The organism is Streptococcus pseudopneumoniae (genome assembly GCF_001076775.1).
Lineage (GTDB): Bacteria > Bacillota > Bacilli > Lactobacillales > Streptococcaceae > Streptococcus > Streptococcus pseudopneumoniae_G.
The window spans coordinates 11,653-35,384 of record NZ_JVGV01000032.1; the positions used below are offsets into that span (position 1 = coordinate 11,653).

Consider the following 23,732-nt stretch of genomic DNA (forward strand, 5'->3'; position numbering starts at 1 on the left):
AATCATTTAACTCTAAAAACACGAACATTACTCTTTGTTCAAAAAATGATCCAAATAATAACGCAGGTAACTTTTCTTACCTGTAATCATCTGCAGACGACCTTCCACACCATATCGAAGTTTTTCAGCTTGCTCAGAAGTTAGATTAGTCTCTGCCTCGATTTTAAAGAAATTCCCTTTTTCAGTCTTGGTAGCTGTCGCATCAATACTTGTAATAGTAGAATCTAGGAAAAGTTGATTCTTGGCATCATGAGTCGTCGTATAGCGAACAGAATCACCAACCTTGATTCTTGCTACATCTTTTGAACTTAGATAAGCTGTGAGTTTGGCTGTCTCTTCTTTTTCCAAAGACGGATAGAGTTGGGCTAGTAAGGCGCCTTCTGCTACCATGGTAGAATCACTGGTCTCAGGATTAAGATGAAGCACCCCATCCTCACTCGCCGTAATTTTCCCCTTGTCTAAAAGATTTCCCTGTACCTTCCTACCCGATTCTGCCTCCAAAATTTTCTGGTCTAGAAGGGTCAATTCCTGACCAACCTTAGCCAAGTGTTGTGATTTGAGAGACTCCAATTGACTGCTTAAACCTGACGCATAGGCTTGCTGGGTACCTGAACCTGCATACTGGACACGGTAAGTAGCAAGACTAGATTCTAACTGAGAGAGCTGTGCTTCAACCTGCGCAACTGCTTGTGCCTTAGATTGCGGATTTTCCTCGCCCTGAGACTTGTAGGACTGGTAGAGAGAGTAGGCTAGATTCTGACTGGCCAAGGAAGCACCTGTTTCAATAGCTGACTTAGCTGTCTGGTAATCGCGAATTTTAGCCTCTGTTTGACTGATGAGGGTGCCGATTTCGGCTTGGGTTTGACTAGCTGCTGCATTCTGGGACGCGATGGTCTCATTTTGTTGCGATGTACTAGCCCTAAGACTGCCTGCTTGGTTGAGGTAGTCGCGAAAGGTGGCTTGGTAGCCAAACTTATCCTCCTCTGGAAAGTGGTTCTCCCCTTCTTGCAGGCTCTTTTGCAAATACTCCAATTGCTTTTTTTGATCCTTGAGCATGTCCAACTGACTAGCATAGGCCTCCGCTTGGACACCCTCTGCCCCTTCTTGATATTGAACCAACAGTTCTCCCTTTTTAACCAGCTTATTTTCTTCCAAATGATTGACAAGAATGCGATTGTTGCTAGTTGACTGGATATTTGCAAGGATTCGACTAGGCTCGATAGTAGCTCTAGTATACAAACTCATCTCCTTCTCTGCAACAGTTGCAAAGCCAAGTAAAAACACAAGCAGAAGGGACATGGGTACAATCACCCGACTGGAAAAATTATGGTAACGACGATTATAAAACTCCGCACTTTCTAAAAATTCTGGTTTCATCCTCTCCTCTTTCTAGCTATTCACCAAATGGGCGTAAAAGCCACCCTGTGCAAGCAAATCAGCATGCTTTCCTTCTTCAACAATCTTGCCCTGATCCAAGACAACAACCTTCTCTGTCCGCTCAGCAATGGTCAAGCGGTGAGCAATGAAAATCAAGGTCTTGTCTAAAGCCATGAGATTATCGACAATTCGCTTCTCAGTCAAGATATCCAGACTGCTAGTTGCCTCATCCAAAATCAAGACCGGCGCATCTGTCAAGAGAGCACGCGCCAGAGCAATTCTCTGACGTTGACCACCTGAGATCCCTGCCCCATCCGAAGTCAATTCTGTCTGGTAATTCAGTGGCATGCGCTCAATGTCCTCCCGAATCTCTGCCAACTCGACCGCCCGTAAGATATCCTCTTGAGTCGTCCCCTCCTTGGCTCCCAAAAGAAGATTCTCCAAAATCGTTCCGTTAAAGACATAGGGCTGTTGAGGCAGATAGTTGATATACTGACGCAGGGCCTTTTTATCAATCTGATTGAGATTGACACCACCCAGACTAATCTCTCCCTGACTTGGATCATAAAAATTAACCATCATCTTGGCCAAGGTCGTCTTACCTGACCCTGAAATTCCCACAAAAGCCACCTTAGAGCCTTGGGGAATGGTCAAATTGATATCTGTCAAGACATCTCGACCATAGCCATACTTGTAGGAAACCTGCTTGAAAGTCATATCTCCCTTCATCAAGCTCAGATCCTCAACTGTTTTCTTCTCCTCAAACTCAGAAGCTACCAGATAAACTTCATTCAGACGGTTATTGGCAACCTGCGCTGTCTGAAGCTTAGTTTGCAGATTGATGATATTTTCCAAAGGATTGGTAAAGTAAACCAGCAAGGTATTATAGGTAATCAACTGCCCCAAACTCATCTTGCCATCCATGACCAGAACAGCCCCCATCCAGAGAATGCCGACATTGAGCAAGAGATGGGCAACTTTTTTCAGAGCCTTTTGCTGACTCTCTGCCCGACTATAGGTAAAGGATTTTTTCAGATAATCCACAAATTCCTTGTCAATCTTTTGGTAGCGTGAACTTTCACTGGTCAAAGACTTGATAGTCTCAATACCATTGATGTCCTCAATGATAGAAGAAGACAGAACCGCATTGGCTTCCATGGTGTCCCGATTCATCTTTTCAAAAGGCTTCATAAAGGCAAAGATAATCACTGTGTAGATAGGAAGTGCCAATAAGGTCATGAAAAAGAGATTAGTATTTTGTGAAAATAAAACAAGAGAAATAATGACAACCGTTGACACATCTAGAAAAATCGAAAGAATGGTCGAAGCCAGCGCATCAATGATACTGTTAGCATCTGTAAAGCGAGACACGATTTCCCCTGTCCTGCGTGTCGCAAAAAAGGACATAGGCAGGTGAAAAACATGCTTGATATAGGACAAAATCACGTCAATCGACAAACGTTGCCCCAAAACAAGTAAGAGATACTCCTGAGCGTAAGACAAAATCTGCTGGAGGATATAGACGATGACCAACCCAATAGAAATAATCCCAAGCGTCGAACGCATCTGATCTGGCACATAGGTATCAATGATAGACTGCAGATAATAAGAACCCACAATGTTAATCAAGGTGGCCAAGAGTGTTGCCAAAACGATATTAGCAATCAAGCCACGCTGCTTCACTAATATAGGAATAAAAGAGAGCAGACCATTCTTTTGATCCTTATGAGGCTTGTAGTCTGGACTAGGTGCCATAAACAGAGTCACTCCTGTCCATTCTTCCGCAAAACGCTCACGTGGCAGTTTTGTCAATTTCACCCCAGGATCTGGATCGGCAATATGAATGCTGTCCTTGTCCTGCCCAGTCACCACATAGTAGTGGAGCAATTTCCCTTCCTTAAGCACATGGGCAACAAAAGGAAAAGTCAAATCTGGCAAGTCAAAGAGTGTCATATCCGCCTTGATCGCTCGCGTCTCAAAGCCAATCTCCTCTGCCACCTTGACCAAGCCCAAGGCCGTCGTCCCATCTATGGTCGTCTTGGCCAATTCTCGCAAGTGAGCCAAAGAATAATAGCTACCATAGTAGCCAAAAACCATGGCTAATGAAGCTACACCGCAGTCCATCTGATCCACCTGCGGACGATAGTGACGTTTCCCAAATTTCATATTCATCTCCTTTTTCCTAAACTCATCTGATAATATCTATCTTACCCCAATTCCCAAACAAAAACTGGACTTCTTCCCCAAATGCGCCTATCTACCTCCCAACTGCACTTTTGGGATAAAAAAATAGGCAGAACAAATGTCCTGCCTACTAAAAATATGGTATGAAAGGAAAGTGATTTTTTACTGACACCCTAGGCAAGCTTGGGACAAATAAATCATTGGTAGTAACATTTACAACATCCTATTCATTACTTCAATTACTAATGTCCCTGCTATTTCTAAGCCACCTCTGGTATAATCTATTCCTAGTCAGAATAGATAACACCGTTCTAAATTACGATTCATAGTTACTCCTTTTTTTTGATTCGTTACTATAAGACACCTATTCCCTATAGAGCGTCTACCGCTTCAAATCTATCTATTCTTTTTTTCTTTACTTCTGTATAAAAGAATGAAGACCATCATAAATAATGCAACCGTGGGTATATTAAAATTATCAAACCAAGTAGGTAAAGATACTTTATTTATGTCAGCCACTAATCTGATGATGATATAAGACATTGAACTAAGTAATACCATGATTTCAGGCAAAACTTTCAATACTGATTTAACGAATTTCATATTAAACTCCGATGTGATGCATTCTTAGATTCTAGCCTAGCTATTTTCAGCGCAGACTAACAAGTCATTCTTAACTGTTTACTCTACTCGCTTTTTATTGATCTTATATCCTAGATAAAAGAGCCCAAATAAAACGGGGTAAATTTCTGGATAAAATAGGGTATTGATTGGATTTTTCAAAATCAAATACGTTGCGATGTAGATTATGAGCGATACGATAAAATACCCTTCAGCAAAGCCTAATAAAAATGTTTTCATAAGAAACCCCTAATTACCTGACAAGAATGGCGGAAAAACGCTACCATTCATATACACAAAATCCTTTTGATTCATGTTCTTCATTACTCCTTTGTATTATATTTTATTGCTATGTAAATGAGTAAAATGAGTATTGGGTAAGTAAATACTTCTGAAATATCCATAAAATTTACACTATACTGTCCAGATAATATTTTATAGTCAATTAAAATTTGAACGATAGTAAAAATAATACGTATCGATAACAATACCCCTAGTAATATCACTTCTTTTTTTAAAAACATAGAAATGCCTCTCTGACTACAATCAGATTATGGTCTATTCGCATAATACCCCAAAGCTGCTCCACCTACAGGAAGTAATGATCCTTTGATAACAATTAATAAACCTGCTCCAACTTATTCACTTTGCTCTACGATTTCAAATTGATTCAAATTTTGCATGTTATATCCCTTTAAATAATACTAGCCAAGCCAATAGTGACTCCTACTAATAAACCCACTATCCCTGAAGCTGATATAATAACAGCCGCAAATTCGTTTGAAAAATTCATTGATTTCTCCAAAGTGTCTTATCTAAAGTAACCCCATGCAACTAGCCCTGCAGCAGATAAGCTGCCGACAACATACCCCGCAACCTTGATTCCTACTGGAACTGCTACTACCGCTGCAGGAAGTACTCCTCCATCAACTGTTGCTAGTTCTTTTTCTGTCATTTCTGTAAACTGATTATCATTTACTAAAATATTCATTTTAAGTTCTCCTTGCTCTTATTCACTTTTGCTTTAAATATTTCTTTTTTATTAATATAGTATGTCAATGCTACTAACAAAATACAGATCCCCAACGATACCTTCTCTAAATTAAGTAGAGAATAAATTAATAATATGCTGTAAGATATTAAAGCAGATCCTATATATATTTTTTTTAATATTCTATTCATAAAACTTACTCAAAGTCTTATTTCAGATTTTTACCAACTTGATAGAGACCTGCTCCCAGTATAATAGCCCCTCCTGTTACAGAAAAACCTTTAAACGCCGCTACTCCAAACGCAACTACTAGTGGTGCAATTCCCCCATCTACATTCATCAACTCTTCTTCTGTAAGAGCTACAAAGTTCTGTTCCATTTTGTCAAAATTTGTCATCTTTTTTCTCCTTTATTTCTATTTTTTAGTTTACGATTTCTGGCTCTTAAACCATTTTAAAAACCAGAATAGATAAATTACTGAATTCCTTTTCGTCTCACTTATCTATTTGAGAAGTGATTTAAAATGAACAGGTAAATTTCATTTATTTTAAATACCATTTGATAAACCATGGCAATAAGATTGGTAAATACATCGCGTAGGCTCCTTCCTTTTCGTCTCACTTATCTATTCGAAAAAGAATTCGAAAATAAACAACTAAATCAAATTTTATTTCAAAAATAATTTAATATACCATGAATAGAAAATTGGTAGATACATGAACCATACTCCTTTCCTTTTCCTCTTACTTATCTATTCGAAAAAAATTTCGAAAATGTACAACTAAATTAAAGTCTATTTAAAAAATAATTTAATAAACCATGGATAGAAAATCGGTAGATACATAAACTATGCTCCTTTCTTTTTCCTCTTACTTATCTATTCGAAAAAAATTTCGAAAATACACAACTAAATTAAATTTTATTTAAAAAATAACTCAGTGAACCATGGGTAGAACATTGATATAAACATGAACTAGGCTCCTTTCCTTTTTCCTCTTACTTATCTATTCGAAAAAGAAGTCAAAAAAATAAGAATATCAGAAAATTTTCCGACATTCTTATTGATAAACTCATCCAAGTCTAACAGATATTAGACATTGAGATGTTTTTTTAGGGTTCTTCTGGCTGTTCGTGATACGGGGAAATGCAAGCCTTCTAACAAGGTCACTTCTGTGGCAGTCATCTCTTCAATTGCCTGTAAACTGACTAAAGTATTGCGATTGGCATAGACAAAGTAATCTTTTTCAGCCTTGGCAGCGATATCCTTGAGACTGCCATAAATGGTCTTGATAGAATGATTGGCATAATAAACCTTGATACGGTGGGATTCCACTGTGGTTTCAAAGGCTAAAATTTCATGGTAGGGCAGAGTAAAGCCACGTCTTCCCTCAAAACTATAGGTGAAGAGACGCATATTTTCCCTCTTGTCCACTGCCAGTACATAGTCCAGACAGCGCTCCAACTGATGACGGTAATCTTCCTCTGGCTGATCCTTGGAAATAAAATCTAAGGCAGACAAGTGATAGCGAAAAGCTAGAGGCAAGGCCTCCGAGTGAGTGGACACAAAGACAATGCTTGTAAAGGGATCTCGCTCCCGAACCTGTTGAGCAACCTGAAAGCCCCGTTCACGCTCTCCATCAATCTCTAAATCTAATAAATAGAGCTGATAATGGTCAAAATACTGAGAATACTTTTCAACGTCCCCATAGTTTTTGGCAATATCAATTTCCAATCTTAAATTGCGAGAGCGACCAATATCTAGTAAAGTCTGCTCTATCCGTCCTTGCTGGACTCTATCGTCTTCCAAAACTAAAATTCTCATTCCTCTCCCCCTCGTTTCTCATCCTTAAATGGCAATTCTAAATCTTGTCTAAAAGTCGTCTCTCCTAGCTGGGTATCTAAGTTTAAATCATAATGAAAAACCATATCCTCCAAGGTCGCTAAGCCCAGTCCACTGTGGTTACCCTTGGTCGAATACCCCTTTTGACTGAGAATGCTGGGATTCAGTTCTTCTTTCTTACGAGTGTTTTCAATGATAAAACGGACACTTCTATCACCTGCCAACAAAGCAACCCGAATCTGCGGATTTTCAGCCTCACTGGCTGCTTCCAAGGCATTTGTCGTAAGGATAGAGAGGATCCGAATAGCCTCCAACATCGGCAATGCCAGCTCTTCGACAACCCCCACCGTCTCCAAACTAAAATGAATTCCCTGATTATCTGCCACAATCATAGCTTTTGCCAAGGTATTACGAATGGCTATGTCATGGATATTGTGAAGATTAAAGGCTGTGTAATCTGCCTTTCTCAGCTTTTCATTTGTCTTTAGAAAGACATCTTGATAAATGGTAGACACCTCAGCCATGTCTTGATTCGCTATGGCAGGCTCCATGCTGGCGACAATCCCTGCAAAATCATGACGGAAACCTCGAACTTCATCATAGAGATGACCCAGCTTATCCACCATCCCTTGCAAGGAACGATTTTCATCTTCCTGTCTCTGAATGGTCTGCTCATCACGATAAACCTGCTCCAAATGCTTGATGTAAAAGAGCCAAGAGAAAAAGAGAATGAAAATTAAGAGAGAAATGGTCGTGTCAAATCGAACGTAGAAAGGATTACATCCCCCAGACATAATGGATGAAAAAAGTCTGAAACCAAACAATAAGGATAAAATCCACATACTTTTCATCACTAACGATTGAAATTTATCTAAAAATAATATATTGAAATCAATTCCCCATCGTCTTAAAATGACAACAGACAAAAACAACGAAATCAAACTAAATACAGAATTAAATCCACTATGCAAAAAATCAGATAGTTCAGAGTAGTCAAATATCAATCGTATTATAAATGTCAAAACCAAATATCGAATACTTTGATAAAACACAAATAGATAAAGGGCAAGAAAGAGAGCTTCTTTCTTCTTTTTCTTTAACACAATCCAAAATATTATATAAAAGAATAATAAATTGGCAACATGCGAGAAACTCGGAAAAACGAAGGTAGTAAATAGCTTCAAAACTACCAAAAGAAATATAGAACGTTTGTCATAAAATGCTTTAGAGAGTTGACTACCTAAATAAATCGGAGGAGCTAAAATATTGATTAAAATCAATATAAACAATAAAAATTCAAGTAAAATAATCATAAATCCGTTTAATTAACCCATTAGTAGCAAAACACTAGCTTTGCTTTGGGAATAGATATCACCAACTGTAAATATCTTCAAATTGTTCCAATTCTACAAATGTATTTTTCATTTTCATGACAAACTCCTTTTCATAATTTTATATCCTCTCTATCCCCTTATAAATCCACAAAAGGCTTTAGTTTCTTTTAAAATATAAGAAATCTAAAGCCTCTTGAAAATGATTTGCACGTTTTAATTTTATATTCGTTGTGAAGATTGCTTATCTATTTATTTTACCACAAGAACCTTGTAATATTCATACTTATTTGGCTGTGTAATCTTAATTTTTTGACCATAGAAACCATCGATTTCTTTGTCAAAATAATCTGAAAATCTTGATGGCAAGCGTTTCATCTTAAGAACCTCACCAGATTGGTCTGCATATACAAGGAAATGATAGTGGGTTGTAGCCATACCATCATCAATCAGTACAAAGTAACCTGTTTTGAGCTTACCTTGTCCATTATCTAAATAGTATAGTTTATTGTTATTGATTGTGAAGTTATCAAATCGAAGTCGTACACCTGGGTCTTCTAGATAAAGATCATTGCCAACTTTTTTGATTTCTGATCTAGTTGTCATCTCTGGAAGTGGTAATACTCTACGACCATCTGCTCCAAAGTAATATCGACCTGGTAGATTTTGGAAATTACGAATAACAGCTTTAGGATCAATTTCTTGTCCTTCTTCTTTATTATCCACTAAAGCTAAGGTAGTATTTGCAACCTCATCCCCATATTTGTCGGAAAACTTCTTGAACTCAGGTTTAATATACCAAGTGTTTTTATCCACGATAACATCAGTAAAGTTATTTCCGTCAAATTTTGCTTTAATCAGATATTCATATCCATCGCCTAAACGAACAATGTCACCATGTTTATAAGGGCTATTTTGTAAAGTGAACATATGGCCATCCTTGCTGAGAATATAGCCTGTCCCATCACTAGAATTTACAACTCTATCAGAGGCCATTGCACCTGATTGTTCGAAATAATACCAATTATTATCTATGCACTCCCAACCTGTCTGCATAGAACCACTAAAACGAAGATAATACCATGTAGACCCTTCTTTGTACCAACCTGTACGCATGGCGCCACTATCTGCTAGGGAATACCATGTGCTACCTTCCTTGTACCAGCCAGTACGCATAGCCCCACTATCTGCTAGGAAATACCATGTATTCCCGTCTTTGAGCCAGCCTGTCTGCATTTTACCAGAACCGTCAAAATGGTACCAAGAACCAGCATTTTGCACCCATTTATCCTTAGCGAGACTGCCATCTTGTGAAAGATTCCAGTCAGCACCATTTTTAACCCAAGTATCTGCAGCCTGTGCTTGATTGATAGACAAAAGTAGACCAGCACCGGCAAGTAAACCAAGAGTGAATAGTTTAGATTTTTTCATAGTTATTTCCTCCTATTCTATAGTGAAATGAAAATGACTTCCTAGTAAACAAAGCTGTTCGCTTTTTCGTTTTACTATGTCAGACGTCTTATTTCACAACAGAAACATTTCCTGTCTTACTATCGATTTTAACAGTTTGACCGTAGAAACCGTCAATTTCTTTATTAAGATAATCTGAAATTCCTGTTGGCAATCGTTTCATTTTAAGAATTTCACCAGATTGGTCTGCATAAACAAGAATATGATAGTGATGATAGCTTGGTCTATCATCAATCAATGCAAAATAACCTGTTTTGAGTTTGCCATTAGCACCATCTAAATAGTATAGTTTATTATTATTGATTGTGAAGCTGGTAGCTCCAAGAAGAAGTCGTGCACCCGGATTTTCTAGATAGACATCATTTCCAACTTTTTTAATCTCTGAATAGGTGGTCATTTCTGGTAAATTTGTTACGCGACGACCATCTGCCCCAAAGTAATACCTGTTTGGTATGTTTTGGAAATTTTTCACGACAGCTTTAGGATTAATTTCTTGTCCTTCTTCCGTATTATCTACTAAAGCCAACATCGTATTGGAAACTTTATCTCCATATTTATCAGAAAACTTCTTAAATTCAGGTTTTATGTACCAAGCATTTTTTTCAACAATGACTCCATCTTTTCTATGAATAAGATGATAATCATACCCATCAGACAAAGTAACAATATTTGTGATAATTGTATCATCCGCTTGAGTTTGTTCAACCTGACTTGGGAGTTTGGTTAACAGATATCCATCCTTACCAATGACATAACTTTCCCCATCACTGGCTGGAACAGCTCTGTCTGCGACCATTGCACCTGATTTTTCAAAGTAAGACCATTGACCATTTGCAGTTGCCCATCCTGTTGCCATAGCGCCACTGTCTTTGAGGTAATACCATGTAGACCCTTCTTTGTACCAACCTGTACGCATAGCACCACTATTTGTAAGTGAGTACCAGGTACTACCTTCCTTGTACCAGCCAGTACGCATAGCGCCACTGCCTGCGAGCGAATACCATGTATTCCCATCTTTGAGCCAGCCTGTCTGCATTTTACCAGAACCGTCAAAGTGGTACCAAGAGCCAGCATTTTGCACCCATTTGTTTTTAGCGAGACTGCCATCTTGTGAAAGATTCCAGTCAGCACCATTTTTAACCCAAGTATCTGTAGCCTGTGCTTGGTTGATAGACAATAGCAGACCAGCACCTGCAAGCAAACCAAGTGTGAGTAGTTTAGATTTTTTCATAGCCATTTCCTCCTTTATTGAATAGTTATCAAAAAATATTTTTCCATCATAAACATTCTACATAACTCCTAATAATCCTTAAGAGTCAACCAACACCTTCTTTCTATCATCATTGTCCACCCCACACCTTTATGATATACTAAATATAAACATTTTCTTAAAACTTCTACTTTTGGAACATTTTTGGAGGCAAAAATATGCGGTGGGATATTGGTTCAGTTTATAAATACATTCGTAAGTCAAAAGGGATTACACAAAATGAGGTCTGTGGTGACTACATTACTCATTCTAACTTATCTAAGTTTGAAAATAATCATTCTACTCCTAAGTATGATACTATGGAGTTGCTTTTGAGGCAAATTGATATGAATTTCGATGAATTTCATTATATTTGTCAACATTACCAAATGGATTCTCGTAAGAAATTATTTTCAGAATATTATCAAGTCATTTCTTCACCTAATCTAGAAGAAATGAAGACACTGCTATCAAAATGTCAAATTTATCTAGATGAAGTGCAGAATGATATCCCAATAGAACATGCTGTGAAAGAACTAACCATTTTTATAGAAGTGATTGAAAATCAGTTTTCCGATAAAGCTCAAGCCTTGGCTGAGGAGTTATGGAAAGAATTGGAAAAAAGAGATCAGTGGTTCCTCTCAGATTTACGATTGCTAGTGATGATCATTTTCCATTTCCCTATTGATTCACTAGAAATGCTACGTCAAAGACTTGTAAAATCTCTAAATAAATACACAGATTATCGTCCAATTCAAAGTATTCATTACTCCATTCTAGCCAATATGACACGAATGTACCTTGAAGCAGGGAAGAAAGATGACTGTCTATGCTTAATTCAAGAATGTCTTGATTTAGCAAAAATATTGAAACGATACGATTTATTAGGTGTAGCTCAAGTACGTCTGGGAATTGTTAATGAAGATCATACTATGATTAATAAAGGATTATCCTTACTCGAATCAACAGATGAAAGTCGATTACTAGAAGAAATGAAAAGAGAAGTTCGTGATTATTATCAAGCAGATTTTTTTGAAACAGAGACCAAACAGTAACTATTACTTTATGAATAAAAGCGAACATGACTTCCTAGTATACAAAGCTGTTCGCTTTTTCGTTTTACTCTGTCAGATAGTTTATTTCACAACAAAAACATTCCCAGTTGAACTGTCATATCTAACAGTTTCTCCATAAAAACCTGAAATTCCCTTTTCAATAAGATCACTGAGATCATTAGGCAAAACTTTCATCTTCACGATTTCACCAGATTCATCTGCATAGCCCAAAATATGGTGATCTTTAGATAATAATCCGTCCATAAACATTGTAAAATATCCAGTTACAAGTTGATCATTGGCACCTCTTAGATAAAGTTTATTGTCATTAATTGTCAATCCAGATGAGTCTAGACTAATAACTGGACTTGAGTTTTTAAGATAAAGTTCAGACCCAACTTTTTGAATAGGGAAGTGAGTAGTGAATTCTGGTAGATTCGCAACCTTACGTCCATCTGCTCCAAAGTAATACTTATTTGGTAAGTTTTGGAAATTCTTTATGACAGCTTTAGGATCAATTTCTTCCCCTGGTTTTTTATTATCAGTAATTGCATCTAAAGTATTTCGTTTTATATCGCCAATCTTTTGATAAGAAAAACGTTCATCAATAGGTTTGATATACCAGGCATTCTTTTCGATAACAACTCCATCTTTCTTATGAACAAGGTGATAGTCATAGCCATCAGACAAAGTAACGATATCTGTAATAACTGTATCATCAAAAGGATCTTGTTCAACCTGACTAGGGAGTTTGGTTAACATATAACCATCCTTACCAATGACATAACTTTCCCCATCGCTTGCTGGAACAGCTCTATCTGCTACCATAGCACCTGATTTTTCAAAGTAAGACCATTGACCATTTGCAGTCGCCCATCCTGTTGCCATAGCGCCACTGTCTTTGAGGTAGTACCAAGTAGACCCTTCTTTGTACCAACCTGTGCGCATAGCACCACTATCTGCTAGTGAATACCAGGTGTTACCTTCCTTGTACCAGCCTGTGCGCATAGCACCACTATCTGCTAGTGAATACCAGGTGTTACCATCTTTGAGCCAGCCTGTCTGCATTTTACCAGAACCGTCAAAGTGGTACCAAGAACCAGCATTTTGCACCCATTTATCCTTAGCGAAACTGCCATCTTGAGAAAGACTCCAGTCAGCACCATTTTTAACCCAAGTATCTGCAGCCTGTGCTTGATTGATAGACAATAGTAGACCAGCACCTGCAAGCAAACCAAGAGTGAGTAGTTTAGATTTTTTCATAGCCATTTCCTCCTAAAATAGATAAATCCAAAGTAAGAAAATCAAATAGAAACGAAGGCAAAATAGATGTCAGGTTCATGAACCTGAACCATAAGACCTCCTAACATTTCCAAGAACATAAGATAGAGACTAGTTTATCAAAAGTACATAGCCATCACCTTCCCCCAACTATAAAATAAATCCTTTTTTATATCTACATTATAGTCCTGTAAAAAAGGAAAGTCAATTAAAATTGTGACTATATTAACAATTTCATTCTAGCAGAAACTCATTGATATTTTCATTTGATCTTTATTTCTTATTTCCTTTTTGGAGATTGATTTTTCTGATTTCATTATATCCCTTATTTGTCCTCAAATTTCTCCTGTCCCTAGAAAGACTAAATCTGTTCCTAAACGGTCACTTATACTCAATGAAAATCAACGAGCAAACTAGGAAGATAGCCGCAGGTTGCTCAAAGCACGGCTTTGAGGTTGTAAATAGAACTGACGAAGTCAGTAACCATACCTCCAGTAAGGCGACGCTGACGTGGTTTGAAGAGATTTTCGAAGAGTATTAAGCCAAATAAAAAATTCCAAAGCAGGTGCCTTGGAACTCCGATTGCTATTTTCCTTGAATGATTTTAACCACATCTCCTACACTTTGCAGTTGGTCAATTTCCTCATCACTGATTTCGATACTAAATTCATCTTCCAGCGTCAAGATAAACTCCATCAAGTCAACGGAGTCAGCATCCAAGTCATCTTTCAGACTCAAGGATTCTGTCACGACAAAGTCCTCTCCCTGTCGCTCTTGGATAATGGTCACAATACGGTCAAAAATTTCTTTTTCTGTCATCTCTTTTATTCTCCTGAAAATTCACGCGCAGTCTGGGCAACTACGTCTGTTTCTAGCATGGTACGAATCTGGCGGATTGTACTATAGACAGCCTTGGCATCGCTGGAGCCATGAGTCTTGACAACAGGTGCCTTAACACCAAACAAGACTGCTCCACCAACATCTGAGTAGTTGAGCTGTTTTTTCAAACCTCTGAGGCTATCCTTGAGAAGGAGAGCACCTAATTTCGCTCGAAGACCACCACCTGTAATAGCTGTCTTGAGCAAGCCCATAATTCCCATGGCTGTCCCTTCAATGGATTTGAGCACAGCGTTTCCCGTGAAACCATCTGCCACAACAACATCCGCAACGCCATTCATCAAATCACGTGCTTCCACGTTTCCGATAAAGTTTAAACTTTCATCAGCTGCTAGTAATTCGTAAGTTTCCTTACGAAGCGGGTCACCCTTGCTACTCTCTGTTCCATTGTTAAGTAAACCAACACGTGGTTGCGCAATGCCACGGACATTTTTAGCATAGAAAGAACCTAGAACCGCGTATTGATGGAGGTGCTGGGCTGTATTTTCCGCATTAGCTCCGAGGTCTAGCATGTCAAAACCTTTCCCATCAATAGTCGGCAAGGTTGACATAAGCCCAGGACGGTCGATATTCTTGATACGACCCACGATGAAGAATCCTGCAGCCAACAAAGCACCTGTATTCCCAGCCGAGAGTACAGCATCTGCCTCTCCATCTTTGACAGCCTTGGCCGTCAAGACCATACTGGCATTTTTCTTCTTCCGAATAGCTCTCGTAGGTTCATCGTCTGAATCAATCTTTTCATCCGTATGGATAATGCTGACGCGCTCTGTCGCTGTCAGATATTGCTTTATTTTAACTTCATCTCCGTAGAGTTGAACCTCGATATCTGAAAAGTCAGCTAGGGCTTGATTGACACCCTCAACGATGGCTTGGGGTGCGTAATCGCCTCCCATGGCATCTACTGCGATTTTTTTCATTTCTTTTCCTCTTTTAGTAATTGTCCCCAGTCTGCTAGGGAATCAATAAATTTCTTTGATTTTAGGTGAATCCCAACGTACTCTTCGTAGAGTTGATCCATAAATTGGCGTAGCTCTTGCTTGATTTCAGGCTTGAGCGAAATGGTCTCCAAAGTCTCAAAATCAATAGCTTGAAATTGATTGAGCAAATAAGGGATATTGGGATTGAGATGGCAACGTCTCTCATCTTCATGATAATGCTCTGGACAGAGACAGGCGCCATATTTGAAAGAAAAGTCAAAAGCCTGACCAACCCGATGACAAAAGACACACTCATTAAAATTGAGACTGATTCCAAATCGAGTCAAGATTTGAATTTCAAAAATATTGGTCAAAACCTGATAATCCAAGCCAGTTTCCATCAACTCCAAAGTCTTTTGCAAAAAAGCAAACAAGGGAGCATCCTGCTGATTATCCTGCAAACTAGCATCTGCAAGAGCTGCTACGTAGGTCGCATAGGCCATGACAAAGAGATCACTATTAATCTTGGGAAAGGTCATCACCTCGTGATAATCCTCAATGTAGCTAAGCCCATCATCATTGATTCGCAAGAGAAATCGTGCCAGCACTAAGGGCTGAATAACAGGAGCCAGTTTGGACTGGCCAGCATGTTTGACGAAAAACATCCGCTTACCAGCCTGCTCAGTAAAAATCTTGACTAGCTTATCATCCTCACGAAAGTTACGATTGTAGAGCACCAAGCCTTGACTCGTGATAGACTGAATCATGCTTCTCTCATGTACTCCTCAAGTCGTTTCATAGCTTCTGTGATAGTCTCCATGCTGGCTGCATAAGACAGACGAACATAACCTTCTCCATAACGCCCAAAGGCAGCACCAGGGATAAAGGCAACAGCCTTCTTCTGAGCAAAATCCTTGAGAAAGGCAAAGGAGTCTTGATTGTAGCCATCTGGAATCTTAGCAAAGATATAGAAGGCACCGTCTGGTTTGATAATCTCAAAACCAAGAGCAGTCATTTTCTCGATAATATAATCCCGACGCTGGATGTATTCCTTCTTCATAGGCTCCGCATCGTTTTTACCAGCTGTCAAGGCTTCCACCGCAGCATGTTGAGCCATGGTATTTGCAGCAGTAACCAAATACTGGTGACTCTTGATCAACTGGGCTGTGAAGGCCGCAGGAGCGAAAATCAGTCCCAAACGCCAACCGGTCATGGCATGTGATTTAGATAGACCATTGATAATAATAGCCTGATCTCTCAACATCGTTCCTAGAGACACATGCGCTTCGCCCGTATAGGTCAATTCTGAGTAAACCTCATCACAGACAATGAAAATTTCGTACTTGCGTAAAACAGCTGCCAAGGCCTCCAACTGCTCCCGACTGTAGGTAATTCCTGTCGGATTAGCTGGATAGTTGAGAATAACTGCCTTGAGCTTGTCACCTTGCTCCAAAATGGCCTTCTCCAACATCTCAGGAGTCAAGACAAAACCATTTTCAGTTGTGTCAATCTCGACAATTTCTGCCCCAACTAGATTGACAATCGGTTCATAACCCGGATAAGCAGGAGCTGGCAAGAGCACCTTGTCTCCCTCTTCCAAAATAGCTGTCAAAGTAGCAGATAAAGCCTCTGTCGCCCCAATTGTAACCAAGATTTCATTTTCAGGAGCATAGTCCAGTTGGTACTTTTCCTTAACAAAGTCACTGGCTGCCTGACGTAGAGTCAGCAGACCACTCATCCCTGTATAGTAGGATTGGTTCTGGTCAATCGCTCGCTTGGCCGCCTCCTTGACATGATCTGGCGTTGTAAAATCAGGTTCCCCCAAAGTCAAACGCAAGACCCCAGGAATCTCCGAAATAGCCTGGTCAAATTGACGAATCAACGAAACTTGAATCTTATCTAACTGTTTATTAAAGCGCTTAGTTAAGTCCATAGATACCTCCTACTTTCAAAACGTATCTCTATTATACTACAAAAGCCCCCCGACCGCAAAAATACATTAGAGAATAACTTTCCACTTTCTATTTTACTTTTCCTGTTTACAGGTCTATAATGGTAACAGATTCTATTTGGAGGTTTTTATGTCATTTCTATCAAAAAATGGAGCAGGTATCTTGGCCTGCCTTCTCATTTCTATCGTATCTTGGTACTTAGGAGGATTCTTCCCTGTTATTGGCGCGCCCGTTTTTGCCATTTTCATAGGCATGCTCCTACATCCCTTTCTCTCGTCCTATAAACAACTGGATGCTGGGTTGACCTTTAGTTCTAAAAAATTGCTCCAATATGCCGTTGTCTTGCTTGGTTTTGGTCTCAATATCTCGCAGGTCTTCGCAGTTGGCCAATCTTCACTCCCTGTCATCCTGTCCACTATCTCAATAGCTCTGATTATTGCCTACTTCTTCCAGCGCTTCTTTGCACTGGATACAAAACTGGCTACCTTGGTTGGAGTAGGTTCTTCCATCTGTGGGGGTTCTGCCATTGCGGCGACAGCGCCTGTTATTGATGCTAAGGAAAAGGAAGTAGCCCAAGCCATTTCCGTTATCTTTTTCTTCAATGTCTTGGCTGCGCTCATCTTTCCAACCCTCGGCACCTGGCTTCATCTATCCAATGAAGGCTTCGCCCTCTTTGCAGGGACTGCGGTCAACGACACTTCCTCTGTAACGGCTGCCGCCAGCGCTTGGGACAGTCTTTACCAAAGCAATACCCTCGAGTCTGCAACCATTGTTAAACTCACACGTACTTTGGCCATTATCCCTATCACGCTCTTTCTATCCTACTGGCAAAGTCGCCAACAAGAAAACAAGCAAAGCCTACAACTGAAAAAAGTCTTCCCACTTTTTATCCTTTACTTTATCCTTGCCTCTCTCCTCACTACACTACTCACCTCTCTAGGTGTGTCCAGTAGTTTCTTTACCCCTCTCAAACAACTCTCTAAATTCCTTATTGTCATGGCCATGAGTGCTATCGGTCTCAAAACCAATCTGGTCGCTATGGTCAAATCCAGTGGAAAATCCATTCTTCTCGGAGCCATCTGCTGGATTGCCATCATCCTCACCAGTCTTGGTATGCAGACCCTTATCGGCATTTTCTAATACTCTTCGAAAATCTCTTCAAACCACGTCAACGTCGCCTTGCCGTATATATATGTGACTGACTTCGTCAGTCTTATCTACAACCTCAAAACTGTGTTTTGAGCAACCTGCGGCTAGTTTGCTCTTTGATTTTCATTGAGTATAACACAAAAGGTAGCCCACCAGCTACCTTTTCTTATGCTTCCTCAATCAAGCGTGTATGTTCTCTCTTAATACAACGATTCATCACGATATCATCACATCCACCAGCACGCAAGATTTCTTCCGCTTCTAGACTTTCAAGTCCCAGCTGTGCCCAAAAAATCTTGGCATCAGCCTTGAGAAAATCACGCGCCACATCTGGCAAAAACTCACTGCGCCGGTAAACATTAACAATATCTACAGGAAAAGGAATCTCAGCTAGGCTAGCATAAGCCTTTTCACCCAAGATTTCGCCACCTGCCGCCTTGGGATTGACTGGGATGATTTTATAACCTCGAGCCTGCATTTCCTTGGTCACTCGATTGCTAGTTGTTTCTTCACGGTCTGACAAGCCCACCACAGCAAGGGTTTTACTCGTTGCGAGATACTGACGAATCACGCCATCACTTGGATTGATAAATTCTTGACTCATAGAAATCCTCCTTTTTCATCAGTATAGCACATTTTGAAAAGGCTTGCATAATTCTACTACAAAAAAGGAGGACTAGCCCCCTTTTTATTTAGCCTCGTACCAGGTTACCCCTTCATTTTCATCTGCGATAAGGGGAACACTGAGTTGAATGGCTTCTTCCATGGTTTGTTTGACCAATTTTTTCATCTCTGCCAATTCAGATTTAGGAACTTCAAGTACGATTTCATCGTGCACTTGCAGAAGCATCTTAGTCTGATAACTACCTGCAACCAAGGCTTTATCCAGCTGAATCATGGCAATCTTGAGAATATCTGCCGCCGACCCCTGGATAGGAGAGTTGATAGCTGTCCGCTCTGCAAAACCACGAATATTGAAGTTGCGCGAATTGATATCTGGCAACTCACGACGACGCTTGAAAAGTGTCTCTACATAGCCCTTATCACGCGCCTCACGCACTACTTCATCCATGTAGTTTTTAATACCTGGGAAGCGTTCAAAGTAGGTATCAATATAGGCTTTGGCTTCCTTACGGCTAATGCCCAAATTATTAGACAAACCAAAGTCTGAAATCCCGTAAACCACTCCAAAGTTAACCGCCTTAGCATTGCGACGATCATTTGCAGTCACATCCTCAGGACGTTCAATGCCAAAGACCCGCATGGCTGTTGAAGTATGGATATCTGCCCCCTCTTGGAAGGCCTTAATCAAGTGCTCGTCTTTAGAGATATGTGCCAAAACACGCAATTCAATCTGTGAATAGTCCGAGCTGAGAAGGACACTATCCTCCCACTCTGGCACAAAAGCCTTCCGAATCAAGCGCCCTTGTTCCAATCGTACAGGAATATTTTGCAAGTTTGGATCCACACTAGACAAACGCCCAGTCTGGGTCAAATCCTGCACATAGCGAGTATGAATCTTGCCATCAGCCAAAATCCAGTCCTGCAAGCCAATCACATAAGTAGACTGAATCTTGGCAATCTGACGGTAATCGAGGATTTTCTTAACAATTGGAGCAATAGGAGCCAGTCGCTCCAAGACATCCACGGCTGTAGAATAACCTGTCTTGGTTTTCTTAGTGTATTCTAGAGGTAGCCCCAATTTTTCAAAGAGAAGCACGCCCAACTGCTTAGGCGAGTTGATATTAAACTCCTCACCAGCCAGTTCATAAATCTCCTGAGTCAGTTTTTCAATGACAAGCTCATTTTCAGCCTGCATCTCAAGCAAGGTCTCTTTCTTGACCGTAATCCCAGCAATTTCCATCTTGGCAAGAACAAAAGCCAGAGGTTGCTCCATATCATAAAGAAGCTCTAATTGCCCATTTTCGCTGAGTTTTTCAAGTAAAACAGGTTCTGTTTCGACCAAAACAGCAAGCTTACGAGCTAAATGCTCCAAGAATTTCTCACGTTCAGGAATGGTCTTCTTGACACCCTTACCATAGAAAGTCTCATCATCAACCAAGTAAGTCTGACCATAAAGACTAGCAATAGTCGCAATTTCATTGTCCTCCACAGTCGAAAGGAGGTATTTAGCCAAACGGCTATCAAAAGCAGGCGCCTGCAAATTCACACCAAAACGATTCAAGAGAACTTTAGCCTTCTTAAAGTCATAAACTCTCAGAGGTGTTTTTTCTAAGAAGTCCTTGAAAATCGGCTCTTGCAAAAGCTCAAGCTTGTCTGTGGCATAGAGCTTATCTCTACAAGACCAGGCAAATCCAACCAAATCATCCGTATGGTAATTCTCACCAAAAAGCTCAAAATGAAAGATAGACTCTTCACTCAGCATATTTTGACTGATTTGGTCAACAATAGTAAAGTCCAAACTCTCAGCCACATCAGCTGACGACACATTTAAAGCCTGTTTGAGCTGTTTGAAGCCCATCTCATCGTAGAATTTTCCAAGATTTTCCACATCTGGACCACTATAGACCAAATCCTTCAAACCAATCTCAATCGGTGCCTTGGTATCAATGGTCGCTAGTGTTTTAGACAAAAAGGCCTGTTCCTTATCATTGATGAGATTTTCCTTCATCTTAGAAGCCTTCATCCCATTGATATTCTCATAAATCCCCTCGAGTGAGCCATGCTCCAGCAAGAGCTTGATACCTGTCTTTTCACCAATTTTGGTTACTCCAGGGATATTATCCGACTTATCACCCATGAGCGCCTTGAGATCGATAAACTGAGTCGGTGTGATGCCCATCTTTTCCATGAGATATTCTGGCGTAAAGGCCTCAAACTCAGCCACACCTTTCTTGGAAATTTCAACCACTGTATGCTCATCCGTCAGCTGAATCAAGTCCTTGTCCCCACTGACAATGGTAATATCAAAACCATCCTGCTCTGCTAGTTTATCCAGTGTCCCAATGATATCATCCGCCTCATACTGAGTCAACTCATAGTGACGAATCCCCATATGATCCAGCAACTCACGAATGAAAGGAAATTGCTCACGAAACTCATCAGGAGTCTTAGCCCGACCACCCTTATAGTCCGCATACATCTCTGTCCGGAAGGTCGTCTTGCCCGCATCAAAAGCCACCAAAATATGACTAGGAGCAACCCGCTCCAACAAATGACTCAACATCAACTGGAAGCCATAAATCGCATTGGTATGCAAACCAGCCGCATTCTTAAAACGGTCCAACTGCTGATAGAGCGCAAAAAATGCCCGAAAAGCAACAGAAGACCCATCAATCAATAATAATTTTTTCTTATCCATACACCCATTATAAAGGAAAGCACCAAAAAATACCATTGGGAAGAGCCAGACCGAGTATTTTTCATACTTTTTCCGAATAAATAGATAGTAACAGTGAATCTAGCAAACCTAGATTTAAAACTGTGGTATAATGAAAGGAGAAAGAATATGGCATTACGTCATCCGGGCATTAGCCCAACCAATGACTTGGTTGCTAAGAAAATCTTTAGCAATCCAGAAATCACTTGTCAATTTATCCGCGATATGCTGGACTTGCCAGCCAAAAATGTAACGATTTTGGAGGGAAGCAATATTCACGTCTTGCCTTTCCTGCCTTACTCGGCGCAGGATTTCTATACCAGTATAGACGTCTTGGCAGAGTTGGACAATGGCACTCAAGTAATCATTGAAATCCAAGTTCATCATCAGAATTTTTTCATTAATCGCTTGTGGGCTTACCTATGCAGTCAGGTCAATCAAAACCTTGAAAAAATTCGTCAGCAAGAAGGCAATACTCATCGAAGTTACAAACACATCGCCCCCGTTTATGCCATTGCAATCGTGGATAGCAATTATTTCCAAGATGACTTGGCTTTCCATAGCTTTAGTATGCGCGAGGACACGACAGGTGAGGTCTTAACCATCACTAATAACGGTCAAGAAAACCATCTAGTCAAGATGGCGTTCTTGGAATTAAAAAAATACAGAGAAACCAGCAAAGATAAGGTTCGCAAGCCGTGGTTGGAGTTTTTCGGGAATAAACCCTTTACCCAACAACCCGAGCGAGCTATCAGCCAAGCAGACCAACTGCTAGACTACAAGAGCTGGTCCGAGGAGGACAGGAAGATGTTTAGTGAACAACGCAGACGTGAAGAGCAAGCCTTGTTAGCACATGACTATGCCTTGGAACAAGCTGAAGAAAAAGGTTTAGAGCGTGGTCGTGCTGAGGGTATCGAAGAGGGATTAAAAGTAGGTTTAGTAAATCTAGTCCGTCAAGGTCTCCTGACTTCCGAGGTTGCCAGCCAGCAGTTGGGCATGACCGTCGCTGAATTTGAAGAACTATTGTAAGTTTATAGAATAACATAAAAGCGAACAAAGCTGAAACATCGTTTTGTTCACTTTTTTCTTCTTCCAATAGAACTCTCATTATCGGCCATATCACAAAAAGAGAAGGTCATAAATCCTTCTCTTTTATATCTTCAACTAATTAGTTTTTGCGTTTCACAAATGGAAGGGCACCAAAGAGTAATCCTAGGAATCCTAATGATGCAATTGCAACATTATCTTTTCCACCAGTATTTGGAAGTTCTTTCTTATCATCTGCTTTTGCAGCTGGGGCTTGATAAGTATTGTCTTTGTTAGTACCTGCTACAGTTGGTACAACCGCAGGAGTTGATGGTGTCTCAGCTGTTGGTGTTGCTGAAGCAGCTGTCCCAGAAGCAGCTGGTGTAGTTGGTACAAGTGCAGGTTCATTTACAGCTGTGTTATCACTTTGTCTACCTTCTTCTTTAGTTGGGCTACCTGTACTATCACCTACTTTTTTAATTTCAGGATACTCTGGAAGTTCTTCTTGAACTAAAGCTTCACCTTTTTCTGATTTAGGTTGTTCAGCTTTTTTATTTGCCGCATCTAATTCTTTTTCTGCTTCTTTTGCAGTTAAGCCTTCTTTGAATCGTTTCACAAAGTCAGATCTCTTTTTAGCTGCTTCTTCCTTTAATTTTTCAATTACTTCCTGTTTTTGTTTTTCTAATTCAGGATCATTCTTCGTATCAGCTTTTTCTAATTCTGCAATTGCTGCTTTTAATGCTGCATCATAATTAGCTAAGAATTCTTTTTGCGCTGCTTCTTCTTTAGCTGCCGCTTCTTTATCTTCTTCTGCAGCCTTCTCATTCGCTTTATCGATTAATTCTTCGGCTTGTTTTGCAGTTAAGCCTTTTTTGAAACCTTCTACGATTTGTTTTCTTGTTGCGTCTGATGCTGCTTTTAATGCTGCAATTGTATCAGCTTTTGCTTTTGCTTCTTCTGGACTGTTCGTTTCAGCTTTTTCTAACTCTGCAATTGCTGCTTTTAATGCTGCATCATAATTAGCTAAGAATTCTTTTTGCGCTGCTTCT

Annotated in this window: 20 protein-coding genes; 3 read left to right on the forward strand and 17 right to left on the reverse strand. The window is 39.9% G+C overall.

Annotated features, from left to right (window positions below; genetic code table 11):
* Positions 1-27: 27 nt before the first annotated feature.
* The 9 genes from comB to ADJ60_RS09475 form a co-directional block, all read right to left on the reverse strand.
* Entirely contained in the window at positions 28-1,377 is a 1,350-nt protein-coding gene (gene comB / locus ADJ60_RS09425; protein ID WP_049544732.1) for a competence pheromone export protein ComB, read from the reverse strand.
* A 12-nt stretch (positions 1,378-1,389) separates the two neighbouring features.
* The gene (comA, locus tag ADJ60_RS09430; protein WP_049544734.1) at positions 1,390-3,543 is read right to left on the reverse strand and encodes a peptide cleavage/export ABC transporter ComA; all 2,154 of its coding nucleotides are present in this window, start codon (positions 3,541-3,543) and stop codon (positions 1,390-1,392) included.
* Positions 3,544-4,242: 699 nt separating this feature from the next.
* Positions 4,243-4,422: a hypothetical protein gene (locus tag ADJ60_RS11825; protein WP_033685273.1), complete on the reverse strand. Its 180-nt coding sequence runs from the start codon at positions 4,420-4,422 to the stop codon at positions 4,243-4,245.
* Between the two features lie 571 nt (positions 4,423-4,993).
* Positions 4,994-5,173 (reverse strand): Blp family class II bacteriocin, encoded by a 180-nt coding sequence (locus ADJ60_RS09450; protein ID WP_033685275.1) that lies wholly within the window; start codon positions 5,171-5,173, stop codon positions 4,994-4,996.
* Positions 5,174-5,381: 208 nt separating this feature from the next.
* Entirely contained in the window at positions 5,382-5,570 is a 189-nt protein-coding gene (locus tag ADJ60_RS09455; protein WP_000180826.1) for a class IIb bacteriocin, lactobin A/cerein 7B family, read from the reverse strand.
* Between the two features lie 693 nt (positions 5,571-6,263).
* Positions 6,264-6,995, reverse strand: a complete 732-nt coding sequence (locus tag ADJ60_RS09460; RefSeq protein WP_049544738.1) for a response regulator transcription factor — start codon at positions 6,993-6,995, stop codon at positions 6,264-6,266.
* Positions 6,992-7,864 (reverse strand): GHKL domain-containing protein, encoded by an 873-nt coding sequence (locus tag ADJ60_RS09465; RefSeq protein ID WP_239682363.1) that lies wholly within the window; start codon positions 7,862-7,864, stop codon positions 6,992-6,994. Before ADJ60_RS09465 ends, ADJ60_RS09460 begins: the two co-directional genes overlap by 4 nt.
* A gap of 732 nt (positions 7,865-8,596) precedes the next feature.
* A complete protein-coding gene (locus ADJ60_RS09470; RefSeq protein ID WP_049544740.1) occupies positions 8,597-9,775 on the reverse strand; it encodes an N-acetylmuramoyl-L-alanine amidase family protein in 1,179 nt (392 codons plus the stop codon).
* A gap of 88 nt (positions 9,776-9,863) precedes the next feature.
* Positions 9,864-11,045 carry an N-acetylmuramoyl-L-alanine amidase family protein gene (locus tag ADJ60_RS09475; RefSeq protein ID WP_049544741.1) on the reverse strand — a complete coding sequence of 394 codons (1,182 nt, stop codon included), beginning with the start codon at positions 11,043-11,045 and terminating at the stop codon, positions 9,864-9,866.
* Between the two features lie 197 nt (positions 11,046-11,242).
* Between ADJ60_RS09475 and ADJ60_RS09480 the strand changes: the two genes are divergently transcribed.
* Positions 11,243-12,118, forward strand: coding sequence for a helix-turn-helix domain-containing protein (locus ADJ60_RS09480; RefSeq protein WP_049544742.1), 876 nt, complete (start codon positions 11,243-11,245; stop codon positions 12,116-12,118).
* Positions 12,119-12,199: 81 nt separating this feature from the next.
* Here ADJ60_RS09480 and ADJ60_RS09485 read toward each other — a convergent pair whose 3' ends face one another.
* The 5 genes from ADJ60_RS09485 to ADJ60_RS09505 all read right to left on the reverse strand — a co-directional run bounded on the left by ADJ60_RS09485 (position 12,200) and on the right by ADJ60_RS09505 (position 17,149).
* The gene (locus ADJ60_RS09485) at positions 12,200-13,381 is read right to left on the reverse strand and encodes an N-acetylmuramoyl-L-alanine amidase family protein (protein ID WP_049544743.1); all 1,182 of its coding nucleotides are present in this window, start codon (positions 13,379-13,381) and stop codon (positions 12,200-12,202) included.
* A 603-nt stretch (positions 13,382-13,984) separates the two neighbouring features.
* Positions 13,985-14,218 carry an acyl carrier protein gene (locus tag ADJ60_RS09490; RefSeq protein ID WP_000136449.1) on the reverse strand — a complete coding sequence of 78 codons (234 nt, stop codon included), beginning with the start codon at positions 14,216-14,218 and terminating at the stop codon, positions 13,985-13,987.
* Positions 14,219-14,223: 5 nt separating this feature from the next.
* Positions 14,224-15,216 carry a phosphate acyltransferase PlsX gene (plsX, locus tag ADJ60_RS09495; protein ID WP_049544744.1) on the reverse strand — a complete coding sequence of 331 codons (993 nt, stop codon included), beginning with the start codon at positions 15,214-15,216 and terminating at the stop codon, positions 14,224-14,226.
* Entirely contained in the window at positions 15,213-15,983 is a 771-nt protein-coding gene (gene recO, locus ADJ60_RS09500; protein ID WP_049544745.1) for a DNA repair protein RecO, read from the reverse strand. The genes plsX and recO overlap by 4 nt, the downstream gene beginning before the upstream one ends.
* On the reverse strand, positions 15,980-17,149 hold the full coding sequence (locus ADJ60_RS09505) for a pyridoxal phosphate-dependent aminotransferase (protein ID WP_049544746.1): 1,170 nt from the start codon (positions 17,147-17,149) through the stop codon (positions 15,980-15,982). Before ADJ60_RS09505 ends, recO begins: the two co-directional genes overlap by 4 nt.
* 148 nt (positions 17,150-17,297) lie before the next feature.
* On the opposite strand from ADJ60_RS09505, the gene ADJ60_RS09510 reads away from it, so the two are divergent.
* A complete protein-coding gene (locus ADJ60_RS09510) occupies positions 17,298-18,308 on the forward strand; it encodes a YeiH family protein (protein ID WP_049544747.1) in 1,011 nt (336 codons plus the stop codon).
* Between the two features lie 175 nt (positions 18,309-18,483).
* On the opposite strand, the gene ADJ60_RS09515 is transcribed toward ADJ60_RS09510, so the two are convergent.
* A complete protein-coding gene (locus ADJ60_RS09515; protein ID WP_000076477.1) occupies positions 18,484-18,921 on the reverse strand; it encodes a CoA-binding protein in 438 nt (145 codons plus the stop codon).
* 84 nt (positions 18,922-19,005) lie between these two features.
* On the reverse strand, positions 19,006-21,639 hold the full coding sequence (gene polA, locus ADJ60_RS09520) for a DNA polymerase I (RefSeq protein ID WP_049544749.1): 2,634 nt from the start codon (positions 21,637-21,639) through the stop codon (positions 19,006-19,008).
* A gap of 147 nt (positions 21,640-21,786) precedes the next feature.
* Here polA and ADJ60_RS09525 point away from each other — a divergent pair, with 147 nt between their 5' ends.
* Positions 21,787-22,686: an Rpn family recombination-promoting nuclease/putative transposase gene (locus ADJ60_RS09525; protein WP_049544748.1), complete on the forward strand. Its 900-nt coding sequence runs from the start codon at positions 21,787-21,789 to the stop codon at positions 22,684-22,686.
* 139 nt (positions 22,687-22,825) lie between these two features.
* Here the strand turns inward: ADJ60_RS09525 and ADJ60_RS11830 are convergent.
* The coding region (locus ADJ60_RS11830) for an LPXTG cell wall anchor domain-containing protein (protein ID WP_239682364.1) at positions 22,826-23,732 on the reverse strand (907 nt) is incomplete at its 5' end.